This window comes from Gilliamella sp. CG16 (genome assembly GCF_046635785.1).
In the GTDB taxonomy this organism is placed as follows: Bacteria; Pseudomonadota; Gammaproteobacteria; order Enterobacterales; family Orbaceae; genus Gilliamella; species Gilliamella apicola_I.
Genome location: NZ_JBIDFL010000013.1, coordinates 18,886 through 32,241, shown reverse-complemented (window position 1 = coordinate 32,241; position 13,356 = coordinate 18,886). Strand labels below are relative to the sequence as shown.

The 13,356-nt window shown below is 33.9% G+C and carries 7 protein-coding genes and 1 tRNA gene; 6 read left to right on the top strand and 2 right to left on the bottom strand.

The window, feature by feature from the left end; genetic code table 11:
• Position 1 precedes the first annotated feature (1 nt).
• Complete coding sequence (locus tag ACGH47_RS10335) at positions 2-493, bottom strand: NADH-quinone oxidoreductase subunit J (RefSeq protein ID WP_267360822.1); 492 nt, start codon at positions 491-493, stop codon at positions 2-4.
• A 355-nt stretch (positions 494-848) separates the two neighbouring features.
• Here ACGH47_RS10335 and ppc point away from each other — a divergent pair, with 355 nt between their 5' ends.
• Entirely contained in the window at positions 849-3,494 is a 2,646-nt protein-coding gene (gene ppc / locus ACGH47_RS10330) for a phosphoenolpyruvate carboxylase (protein ID WP_411623366.1), read from the top strand.
• Positions 3,495-3,528: 34 nt separating this feature from the next.
• On the opposite strand, the gene ACGH47_RS10325 is transcribed toward ppc, so the two are convergent.
• On the bottom strand, positions 3,529-4,593 hold the full coding sequence (locus tag ACGH47_RS10325; RefSeq protein WP_267351487.1) for a tetratricopeptide repeat protein: 1,065 nt from the start codon (positions 4,591-4,593) through the stop codon (positions 3,529-3,531).
• A 515-nt stretch (positions 4,594-5,108) separates the two neighbouring features.
• On the opposite strand from ACGH47_RS10325, the gene yajC reads away from it, so the two are divergent.
• The 5 genes from yajC to ACGH47_RS10300 all read left to right on the top strand — a co-directional run bounded on the left by yajC (position 5,109) and on the right by ACGH47_RS10300 (position 12,228).
• Positions 5,109-5,441, top strand: a complete 333-nt coding sequence (yajC, locus tag ACGH47_RS10320) for a preprotein translocase subunit YajC (protein WP_065558440.1) — start codon at positions 5,109-5,111, stop codon at positions 5,439-5,441.
• Positions 5,442-5,501: 60 nt separating this feature from the next.
• Entirely contained in the window at positions 5,502-7,358 is a 1,857-nt protein-coding gene (gene secD, locus ACGH47_RS10315; protein ID WP_411623365.1) for a protein translocase subunit SecD, read from the top strand.
• A gap of 30 nt (positions 7,359-7,388) precedes the next feature.
• The gene (secF, locus tag ACGH47_RS10310) at positions 7,389-8,375 is read left to right on the top strand and encodes a protein translocase subunit SecF (protein ID WP_411623370.1); all 987 of its coding nucleotides are present in this window, start codon (positions 7,389-7,391) and stop codon (positions 8,373-8,375) included.
• Positions 8,376-8,501: 126 nt separating this feature from the next.
• Positions 8,502-8,577 (top strand) — tRNA-Ala (locus ACGH47_RS10305).
• A 516-nt stretch (positions 8,578-9,093) separates the two neighbouring features.
• Positions 9,094-12,228, top strand: coding sequence for an autotransporter outer membrane beta-barrel domain-containing protein (locus ACGH47_RS10300; protein ID WP_267378344.1), 3,135 nt, complete (start codon positions 9,094-9,096; stop codon positions 12,226-12,228).
• Positions 12,229-13,356 lie beyond the last annotated feature (1,128 nt).

Here is a 13,356-nt window from a genome sequence, read left to right as displayed (position 1 = left end):
ATTAGCTCTCCGACGACAAACGATGCATAAAATGATAAGCAATGACCGCTGCACCTAATAATAAAAATATTCCCAATTCTGCCATTAAAATATAGGCATATATTGAAATTTCATGGGTTAATTCATGTGGCTCTTTTAGCTGTGAATAGTCAGTGCTTACTACTCCATAAATAAGGATGACCAGTAAAACAAAAGCTAACATTAGCGGGACTAACCATATTTTAGGGCTAATACCATGTTTATCATTTTCTACATTGTCTTTACGAATTTTAAGTATACTTGCAATGGATAAAAAAAGCGTTACTGTTCCGCCAATAAAGAACACGATATAAAGCACAGCTGATAAATAAGTATTAAGTAGAATCAATATCAACGCTGAAGCAAAAAGCGAAACAATAAGGTACAAAATAGCTTTATCTATTTGTAAGCAACTAATCACTTTCATGCTAGCAAAAATAGCTATAATCGACGCAATATAAAAAACAGCGATCATTAAATAATCCAATATATATTCTCAATCTTATTAGTATATACCCAAATTAAAGCAAGATACAGATTACAGGCGAGCTATTCATTGAAAAACAGTGATTTAATAAAAAATAGAACGTTATTTTTTAATATTAGCTAAGAATTTAAAGATAAGTGCATTATATTTTCAATATAATTAAAACATAAAAAAAAATAAAAACCATAAAATTTTATTATTTAAATTCAATTAAGCATTGATATAAAGTATATAACTTGAGCAAATTAGCCATTATTTATACTTATTTCTTTAAATTGTGAACATGCCCTTACAGCTTAAAGTTGCTTAACCCTAATTTTTAAATACATAAAATGAGATCAAAATGAACAGTGAATACTCCTCTATGCGAAGTAATGTTAATATGTTAGGTACCCTCCTTGGCGATGCAATAAAACGAGCGACCGGTAACGAAACTTTTGATTTAGTCGAAAAAATAAGGAAGCTATCAAAATCGGCTCAACAAGGAAATAAGCAATCTCATCAAGAGTTACTCAAATTAATAGAACATCTCAATGATGAAGATTTATTACATGTTGCTCGAGCATTTAACCAGTTTCTAAACTTAGTAAATATTGCGGCAGAATATTATGGCATTTCGCCGCACGGGGAAGCGGCGAGCAGTCCAAAAAAAATGACAGACTTATTTACTACCCTAAAAAAATTAAACTTTTCTGAGCAAACTATCACACAAGCCATTAACGATTTATCGATTGAATTAGTATTGACTGCTCACCCAACCGAAATTAATCGTCGTACAATGATTAATACCTATACCGCAATAAACAATTGCTTATCGCAATTGGATCATAATGATCTTGCTGATTACGAAATTGAACGTATTATGCGCCGATTAAAACAGCTAGTTTGTCAGGCCTGGTATACGGATGAAATACGTAAAAAACGGCCTACACCTCTCGATGAAGCTAAATGGGGGTTTTCTGTTATAGAAGACAGTTTATGGCAAGGTGTTCCTCTCTTTTTACGGGAATTTAATGATCAACTCGTTGATGCGTTTAATCAACAACTATCTGTTGAACATGTTCCAATAAAATTTACCTCATGGATGGGGGGAGACCGTGATGGTAATCCTAATGTCACAGCTGATGTGACAGAAAAAGTCATGTTACAAGCTAAATTAAAAGCAATTGAATTATTTTTAGCAGATATTCAAATATTAGTGCGAGAGTTATCGATGACAGAGTGTAACCAATCTGTTATTGATCTGTTAGATGAGCCAAATAAAACAGCATCAGAACCTTATCGAGCGGTGATGAAGCAGCTACGAGCCCGTTTAGTTAAAACGCACAGTTACATAGTATCAGTACTCAATAATGAACAAGTCCTAGCTCCAGCTGATATTTTAATTAAAAATAACCAACTTTGGGATCCACTTTATATTTGTTACCAATCATTAATTGATAATGGGATGTCAACTATTGCTCACGGACCTTTACTTGATACATTACGTCGAATAAAAAGCTTTGGATTACAGTTAGTCAAATTAGATATACGTCAAGATAGTTCTGTTCATACTGAAGCACTTGATGAATTAACGAAAGAACTTAATCTAGGAAGTTATGCACAATGGTCTGAAGAAGAGAAACAAGCATTTTTATTAACCGAACTTCAATCTAATCGTCCATTATTACCCTATCATTGGCAACCTAGTCAAATAGTTAAAGAAGTATTTGACACTTGTCGTGTAATTAAAAAAGCTGGTGAAGAGTCGATTGCTTCTTATGTTATCTCAATGGCAAAAGCACCTTCGGATATTTTAGCGGTATATTTGCTCTTAAAAATAGTCGATTGTGAAAAAAATATCCCCGTGGCACCGCTATTTGAAACATTAGAAGATTTGAATAATGCGAAGACTGTCATGCAAAAATTATTGGATATTCCTTGGTATCGACAAAAAATCCAAGGTAAACAGATGGTCATGATAGGTTACTCGGATTCAGCTAAAGATGCAGGAACCCTTGCGGCATCATGGGCACAATATCGTTCGCAAGAAGAATTAGTCGCCTTATTTGAAAAATATAATATCAATCTTGTTTTATTTCATGGGCGAGGCGGTTCAATAGGGCGTGGTGGGGCGCCAGCACATGCGGCACTCCTTTCTCAGCCACCTGGTTCATTAAAAGGAGGGCTTCGTGTCACTGAACAGGGTGAAATGATTCGGTTTAAACTTGGTTTACCGGAAGTCGCGCTCAGTAGCTTAATGTTATATGCTTCAGCTATACTTCAAGCAAATTTATTACCTCCTCCACAGCCGAAACAAGCATGGCGCAATATCATGGATGAAATGTCAGATATTTCATGTCAGTGCTATCGACGTTATGTTCGTGAAAAAGCAGAATTTGTCGATTATTTTAGAACGGTCACCCCCGAAGCAGAATTAGGAAGGTTACCTCTTGGTTCAAGGCCTCAAAAACGGCGAACAGGTGGCGGAATAGAAAGTCTTAGAGCTATTCCATGGATCTTTGCTTGGACACAAAATCGCTTAATGGTTCCTTCATGGCTTGGTGCTGGCTGTGCCTTAAAAAAAGTGATTGAAGAGGGGAAAAAAGATTTGCTCAAAGACATGTATCACAACTGGCCTTTCTTTAATGCACGATTAGGTATGTTAGAAATGGTATACGCTAAAGCTGCACCAAAAATTCATGAGTATTATGAACAACGTTTAGTTGATGCTAGCATGTGGCCATTAGGAGAAGAGTTACGTAATTTATTAACGGATGATATTAATACCGTTTTAACCATTACTGACGATGATAGCTTAATGGCCGATCTACCTTGGATTGCGCAATCCGTTGCTTTACGAAATATTTATATTGAACCGTTGAATTTATTACAAGCAGAACTATTAAATCGTTCTCGTCAACGTAATGATGAAGAAAATACAATAGTTGAACAAGGATTAATGATCACAATATCAGGTATTGCTGCTGGAATGAGAAATTCTGGATAACTTAATAAAAATAAAAAAGGGCAATCGCCCTTTTTTATTTATCTGCTAAAAGTTCATCTAAATACGTTTTAGCATCTCGATCACCTTGCTCACTCGCTTTAGTAAACCAGTAAATTGCCGTATCTTTATTTTTCTTGATACCTTCACCTTCAAGATATTTAATGGCTAAATTGTATTGAGCATCAGCACTGCCTTGTTCAGCGGCTTTAATATACCATTCAATCGCTTTTTTAATATCTTTGGGAACACCACCGCCGACATCATACATTACGCCAATATTATATTGTGCATCTGCATTACCCGCTTCTGCTGCTTTAGAGAACCAATGGGCTGCTAATTGGTTATTAGGTCTAGTGCCTGTACCTGTGGCATAAATAATGCCTAAATTATACATTGCAAGTACATTACCATATTCTGCCGCTTGCGTATAAAAATAGGTTGCAGCAACATAATCTTGAGTCAGACCATCGCCGTGTTCCGACATTAATCCTAAATAATATAAGGCTTCAGGCACATTATATTTCGCTGCTTTACTAAACCAATCGGCTGCTTGCATACGATCTTCTTCTACACCATCACCAAAAAAGTACATAATGCCTAGGTTTAGGTAAGCATCAAACACGCCTTGATCACCAGCTAAAATAAAATAGTTAATAGCACTATCGTTATTTTTGGCGACACCTTCCCCATTTTTGTACATTAAAGCTAAATTATAAAGTGCAAAACTGTAATTTTGATCCGCTGCCAATTTAAAATATTTAAATGCTTTCGATAAATTACGCTTAGTTCCTAAACCATTTTGATACATATATGCTAAATTATTTTGGGCTTTAGCTAATCCTTGGTCAGCCGCTTTTTTAAACCAAAACAGCGCGCGAACATGATTAACTTCAATACCGCCTAAACCTTGTTTATAAATATTACCTAAAGTGTATTGTGCTTGTGCATCCCCTTTTTCTGCCGAAAGCTTTAAAGAAGGAATCAATGAGCTAGGATCAGTCATTATTAGTTCTGGAGCTTTTGATGCACCATTTTCATTAGCTTTGACACTAAATGAAAAAGATAACATTAATACCAATAATAATTGAAATGTCTTCATAGTTTTTATTCATAATAAAAGTGTTATTAAGTATATATTAACAAGATAAAAATAAATAGTTTATATGTTTTTTGATAGATATAATCGATAGATTCTATATAAAAAAATTAAGTTCTGAGCAAAATTAATTTATTATTAATCAATTAAATCATACTATTATATTATAATTCAAAAATTTAGTTATCAAATCACATAACTTTTAAACGTACATAATACGGTTACTAACATACAAAAGGTGGGTTAACTTTCTGTTTAGTTTCTATTGATCGGATAAAGAATTCAAGTACTTTCTGATAAAATTTAATTAAAAAATCGACAAATATTACTTTGTTTTAGGTATAAATTACCTTATTAACTTATTTATTCTATTTAAAATATTTAGTAGTGAATAATTTAAATATATTTTAATCTTTATGCTTTCTTAGGCATAGGGGCAACAAATAGTACATATTTAACCTTTTTTTTATGATACAATTTCGACCTTTATAAAATAAATTTGAATTCAGAGGATCAATATGGACTTTTTTATTAATCAAGCGTACGCAGCTGACGGACAAGCCGTTGAAAGCAATCCTTATTTTTTACCGATCATGCTTGTTGTTTTTGGATTATTTTTCTATTTTATGATCATGCGTCCACAACAAAAACGTGCTAAAGCACACCGTGAATTAATGTCATCCATTTCAAAAGGTGATGAAGTGTTAACCAATGGTGGATTGATCGGTCGTGTTTCTAAAGTGAACGAAAATGGTTATATTGCATTAGAATTAAATGATTCAACTGAAGTAATAATCAAACGTGATTTTATTACATCTGTATTACCAAAAGGTACAATGAAATCATTATAATAACAATATTATTATGATAATTCATTGTGTTAATAGTCTAACCCCACAAGAGAATATGTCGTGTTAAATCGCTATCCTTTGTGGAAGTACATTATGTTGGTCGTCATAATTTGTGTCGGCCTACTTTATGCGCTTCCTAATATTTATGGTGAAGATCCAGCTATACAGATTTCTGGCTCGGATAGTGCCAAAATTGAAACGGCTACGCAAAGCAATGTAATAAAATTGCTAGCTGAAAATCACATCGATATCAAGTCAATTGTTTACGAAAATGGAACCATTTTAATTCGATTTGCTGATAACGATACGCAACTTAAAGCCAAAGAACTTATTTCAAAAGATTTAGGTGAAAATTATATTGTTGCTTTAAATCTAGCGCCCGCAACGCCAAAGTGGCTTTCCATGTTTGGTGCTTCACCTATGAAATTAGGACTAGATTTGCGTGGGGGAGTTCACTTCTTGATGGAAGTGGATATGACAACGGCATTAGACAAACTCGTAGAGCAATCAATTGAAAACCTAAAGTCTGATTTTAATAATAGCAAACTAAACTTTAAATCCTTGAGTCGCAATAGTGAGCAACAAATCGTCATGGAGTTTGTTAATACACAAGATCGAAACAAAGCCATTGCTAAAATCAATAATTTACAAGATTACAAGATTGACTCTCAAAACGACAACAGCATCATAATCAATATAAGTGAACAACGCTTACAACAAGCTAAAAACGATGCTGTTCAGCAAAACACAACGATTTTACGTAACCGAGTTAATCAACTAGGTGTTGCTGAACCGATTGTACAACGTCAAGGTTCGGATCGAATTGTTGTTGAATTACCGGGAATTCAAGATACCGCATTGGCTAAACGCATTATTGGTGCAACCGCTACACTTGAGTTTAGACAAGTAAATGAAAACAATTCAGCGGATTTGGCTGCTATCATTAACGGTCAAATGCGTGTTCCTTATGGTTCAGAAATAAAATATATGGAAAACGGGCGTCCGGTACTGTTATATAAACGCATTGTCCTGACTGGTGACCATATAACGGATTCTTCTTACCGATTGAATGAATATTCCCAACCAGAGGTTTCTATTACCCTTGATAGTTCAGGGGGAAAAACTATGCTCGATTTTACTCAAAAAAATCTGCATAAATCAATGGCTACTTTATTTGTCGAATATAAAGATACTGGTAAACGTGATGAAAATGATAAACCAATTTTTGAACGACTTGAACGGGTTATCAATGTTGCAACAATTCAAGGCATCTTCAGTGATCGTTTTCAGGTTACAGGCATTAGTAACATTAATGAAGCTAAAAATTTGTCACTTTTACTACGTGCCGGCGCATTAATAGCGCCAATTCAAATCATTGAGGAGCGTACCGTTGGTCCATCAATGGGGCAAGAAAATATTACTCAAGGGTTAGAATCTTGTGTATGGGGATTATTAATCTCAGTTATCTTTATGTTAGTGGTTTATCGACTATTTGGAGTATTTGCGAGTTTAGCGTTAGTTGCTAACTTAATATTAATTGTTGGTGCGATGTCATTATTGCCTGGTGCGACGTTAAGTATGCCGGGTATAGCTGGTATTGTATTAACTGTCGGTATGGCTGTTGATGCAAACGTACTGATCAATGAACGAATAAAAGAAGAACTGAGTAACGGTCGTAATGTTCAACATGCGATTAATGAAGGATATGCAGGTGCTTGGAGCAGTATTTTTGATGCAAATATCACTACATTAATTACTGCGGTTATCCTTTATGCAGTCGGTACCGGTTCAATCAAAGGTTTTGCGATTACATTAGGTATCGGTATAGTAACATCAATGTTTACATCTATCGTCGGTACTCGAGCATTAGCAAATCTTATTTATGGCGGTCGTCGCGTCAACAAGTTATCAATTTAGAGGTTTATTGTGATTGTTACTAGTAATGATATAAAAAATCATGATGTTAAAGAACTAAATCATGGTCGCAGAGTCCTCGACTTCTTAAAGTTTGGTTTTATTGCTTTTGCAATATCAATGTTACTTGTTGTTGGATCAATTTATGTAATTTTGACCAAAGGATTTAATTTGGGACAAGATTTTACAGGTGGTACAACAGTCGAAATTACGGTAACCAAACCAGTAAATCTTGACGACATCCGTGACAGTTTACGTAATGCTGGCTATCATGAGCCCGTTGTTCAATATTATGGAAGCAGTAAAGATATTATCATTAGACTTGCTTCAGAAAAAAAGGATGACGGTAGCGTATCTTCAGTTATTGATAATGCGTTAGGAGTCAACATTTCAAAGTTAATTCATAAAGATATTGATGCAAATGCAGAGATAAAACGAATTGAATTTGTTGGACCAACCGTTGGTTCTGAGCTTGCTCAAGATGGGATATTAGCTATCTGCGCGGCATTGGTTTGCATATTAATTTACATTGCATTTCGTTTTGAATGGCGATTTGGAACAGGTGCGGTTGTTGCGCTTGCGCATGATGTCATCATCACTGCGGGCTATTTATCACTGTTTGATCGGGAGTTGGATCTCACCATAATTGCTGCCATGCTTTCAATTATCGGTTATTCACTTAATGATACCATTGTAGTATTTGACAGAATTCGTGAAAACTTCAGGAAAATTCGTCGAGCATCGCCTTATGATGTGATTAATATCTCATTGACTCAAACCTTACACCGAACTTTAATGACATCAGGTACAACCTTGGCAGTAGTCATTATTCTCTATATTTTCGGTGGTTCAATGCTAAAAGGTTTTTCAGAAACATTGGGCGTTGGTATTGTTTTAGGCACTATTTCGTCAATTTATGTAGCAGCTTACATGTCACTAAAATTAGGCGTTAAACGAGAACACTTTATGCCGCAAAAAAGTGAAGCTGAGGGTGCTGATCAACCTTCAATTATGCGCTAACTTTTACACTCTGCTGGATGCCCAGCAGAGTTATATCAGATTGTTATTTAAACAAATGATATTAAATAGATTGACACCTATAATCGAGTTGAATATTATTAGCCACAGTTTTATCCCTTTCTACTTGGGGCCATAGCTCAGCTGGGAGAGCGCAACGCTGGCAGCGTTGAGGTCAGGGGTTCGATCCCCCTTGGCTCCACCACTTTTTAAATTCATGTGTCAATGTTAATCAAACACAAACGATGACACTAAAGATATTAAATCCTACTTCATTATCATTCCTGTTATCGCGTTACTCATTCTCCTAAAGGCATATACCTACAAGTAAATATCTGAATACATCTATAATTAAAATAGGCAAAAGCTAAAACGAAAATTTAACTATCTTGATTGCATAAGGCTTTATTAATAATCCTAAAAGATTATATATACCGTTACTATGCCAAAATTCGCGAGAAAATCATATAAAGTTAAAGAATAGTAAAGAAATGTATATAGTAAGTAAATAATATTTAATTTATAATAATTATGTAAGGTTGATTTTGTGAATCTCCCTGACAAAACATCTATTTTAAACGATGAATAGATCAATATGTTTTAAAACTGACATTCTGTTTTTATGAAAAATAAAAAATAGAACGACATGATGTAATGAAAATTACATCATGTTTTTTTTGATTTAATTTTAGGTTAAATATTTTATAGGCTATTAATTTATATGAAAAATCATAAGTTTTCTGTTGTATATCAAACTATAGCATTAATAACGCTTTCCAGCGCGACTTATGTTAATGCTTTACCATGTAGTATCGCAAATGGTCAAATTAATGCCACTAACTCTTGCGAGACGAATGAGAATAATCTTACCAATATTAATGTTAACGCAGGGGCGACAGTTAACCATGATACCGCTAGTAGCTTAATTATCAATAATCCTGGGATTGAGTCAAATAGTAACGGAATTAATGTAACTGGTAGTAATGCGAATTATTTATTAAACGCTTCCGATACAACAAAAGATATAACAATCGATATCGGCGACAATAAAAATCAAAGAGGTCGAGGTATTTCTGTTGAAAAAGGTGCCACAGCAACCGTTAAAGCAAATAACGTGACAATCAAATCAAAGGATAAATATACCAACGATTGGAATGCAAACAATGCATTATGGGCAGGCTCTGGCGGTCAATTAACTATTTTTGCTGATAAATTAGATTTATCAGTTGAAAATGCCACAACACCTTATGGAACAATTGGTGTCAACAACGGTAGTATAAAAATCCAAGGTAATAATGGATTGTCAATTGCGACAATTTCTAACACTGGTGCATCAAGTGCCGGCATATGGGCAGAAGGCAAAGGAACGATAGATCTTGATCTTGTTAAAATTAATACTGATTCTTCTCAAGATTATGTCATGGGGGTTTATACTAAAAATAAAGGGTCAACCGTCACATTTGCTGGAGGTGAAATTGGTAGCCTTGCTAGTCGGGCCGGTTCAGCAATTCGAACATTGGAACAGTCACAGGTTATTGCCAAAGGTTATGATAAAGGATCTTTAATTATACAGACTAATGGAACGGATTCACGGGGTATTCGAGCAACGGGTGGTTCATCTGTCATTTTAAATAACGACAAACACAGTAATTTTGTCACGCAAATTCATACTACAGGAAGCATTTCTGATGGTATTAACGCTGGTCGATTAGGGACAATGCATAAGGATGGAAAAATCTTTAAGCATGGCGGTGAAATAGGATCGGAACTCGCGTCTTCAAGCATTGAAACTTATGGTGAAACTCATATAAAAACAGATTCAGAAAATTCTTATGGTCTTCGACTTATTGGTGATGGAGCAAGCATAAAAATGCATGCGTTGGATGGACAAGGTCGTAGTACGATTCATTCAGCGACCACAGCAATACGTTTTAATTTTGGCAATGGTTACAGTCTGAATGAAGATGGTTCTTCGGCAAAAGATCTTGCCCAAAATATGATGCTCGAAAATGTAGACATTACCAGTGATGGAAAATCAGGCAAGTTCGAATTGATTAATACCAGTGATAATAACAGTTTTATCTGTAAACTTGGTGGTTGTGACAAAAATGGAAATAATACCTATGCTAGCGGTAATTTAATTCAGGTCGGGGATCACAGCCTTGATGTGGGTATGTTATCGCATATCAACGATAATAATTTAGCTATGACTGTGGCTGATTCAGTAAAAAATGGTGTGCTGTTATTAAAAAATAGTTCGGCAACAGCGGCTGAAAATACCGATCTATTAAATGTTACTTATGGTGGTGGAACGGCTAAAGTGACTGATAAGGTTTCAAGTAGTTTTAATTTGACGTCTAATGCATCGATCTTAAAAGGGAGTATCTTTACGGATAAAACCTTAGACAAAGACAATCAAGCAAGTCAATCCAACATAAGCTTGAATAATCAATCTACATGGTACATTCAACGTGATTCAAATGTGACTAATTTAAATGTCCAAGATAGTGAAATTTATCTCAATCGCTACGACAATTGGAAAGATGAGCAAGGTAAATTACTTGAAAATGCTAACCAGCCTTCAAATTATACTGTATTAGAGACAAATAAATTAACGGGTAATAATAGTCGCTTTTATTTCCAAACGGATATTGTTAACCAAAAAACAGATAAATTAATAATAACCGATAAAGATGGGACGAATGGGCAACATTATGTCATTGTAAAAAATGATGGATCGCAAAGTACGACAGGAACAGAAAAAATTGACATCATTGAAACTAATGGAAATCATGCCGATTTCAAATTAATCAATAAAGTTGAATTAGGTGGTTATGAATATGATATCAGACAAATTACTGATCCTGATTCAGACGATCTTGGTGGTTGGGAGTTATATAGTACAGGTTCAAAACAGAAACCTTCAAAACCATCAAAAACTTCAACGGCTCAAGCAACGCTAAGCTTTGCAAATACTAACTATATGCTTGTTTATATTGATATCCAAACTTTATTACAACGAATAGGTGATTTACGGAATATATCGGATCATCAAGGCGATTTTTGGATGAGAGGCGTCGTTGGTCAATTAAACTCATTTGCATCAGTTGATTATAATGATTATAAAATCAATTATCGGGGGCTACAAAGTGGTATCGATAAACTTATTTATGAATCTGAAAATGGTCGTTTCTATTTAGGTGGAATGATTGGCTACTATGATGTAGATCAAGATTTTAAACAAGGAAGTGGTTCAGGAAAAAACTATAATGTTGGTCTCTATTCTACTTATATCACCAATAACGATTTTTACTTAGACGGTATTTTCAAATTATCCAAATTAAAAAATCAATTTAATGTTAGTGATAGCCAAGGTAAAAATATATCTGGTAAAGGGAATACCCACGCACTAAGTTTATCGTTAGAAGCGGGTAAACGTTTTTACCTTGCTGAGGCAAAACAAGGGATATATGCAGAACCTCAGCTACAAGTTGTTTATACTCGTAATGGCGCTGATTCAACAAAAGCGAGCAATGCACTCAAAGTTAAATATGATCGCTATAACTCATTGATAGGACGTACAAGTGTCATAATGGGATATGCGATACCGAATATCAAAAATCAAACCAATATTTACTTAAAAACAGGGTATGTTAAAGAGTTTGATGGTGATACTTCTTACCGATTAAATCATATCAAGGAATCTAATCAATATCGTGGACATTGGTTTGAAAATGCACTTGGTATAAACGCAACCATACAAAATAATCATCATATCTACAGTGAAGTCGATTTTGCTAAAGGGAATAAGTTTAACAAAAAGCAGATCAACCTGGGTTACCGATACAACTTTTAATAACAATAAAATCCTAACAAACTAACTTTATAAGCTTATCCTTATTGGATAAGCTTTTTTTATATATGTCGTAACCAAATATTCCCCCTAATTGAAATTTAATGAGCGATCAGTTGAACAAATCATTTTTTTAATTACTACTGCAAAGTTATTGGTTTTTGTACGATGAAAGTAATATCAACCTTAGGATCTTATTCTTGACAATTGAATGTTCCCTTTATTATTGATTTAATAATTATTAAAATTCATGATGTTCGAAACAAAATCAACAATATTGATAACACTATCATTAAATTCTTGGCATATCGATTTGAATAGGTCAAACAAGCCAGTAATTTAAAAAGAAGACTTCTGATATTTACGCAAATGGAGGTTTTGAGTGTATGCTTGAAAAACGAGAACAACAAGCTAATGAATTATGATTAAATGATGAAATCATCAAACATTTATACGCTAATCTTGTACAACATTTTATTGAGGAAGCATTGAAATACGTTAATAATCTAGCAAAATAATCATATCGTAATTTTATCAATGACAATAAGAAATTAACTCTATTGTATGAAAAACAAAAGGTTAATATAAGTAAATTTCACTGCATTAAAATTTACTTTATCACTCACTTCATCACAAATCTTATCCAAAAACAGCTTGATGCCTATCCTATTTTTCGAAAAAATAACCGACTTACGTCAATAGATTAGCTAACCAATTTGGTAATAATTAATAAAAAAATAATAAATTGAAAGTGAAATGAACAATTGTTTATAACCGTTCTAACAAAATCATTAAACAGCAGTATTGAAGTTGTTTTAAATCTTTAATGGGTAAAAGTATGAAATCTTTTTACAGTATAAAACTAGCCAATTTTCTGAACTTTTTTTCAACGAATTTCTTTTATCATAGTGCAGAAATGCTATTTTTAATCTGGTTCTTCCTATTTTCATTCATATTTTTTTCATTAAAAATCACTCAAAATATATATCAATTAGGCATGATTTCTACGACAAGAGATGAAGGGAAGTTTGAACTTTCAGTCGATGGAAAAAAAAGAAAAAAGTTTGCGTTCAAATATATCAATTATGATAACCCTGTCAGCAATATCTTTTTCATCAGACTATTTGGCGT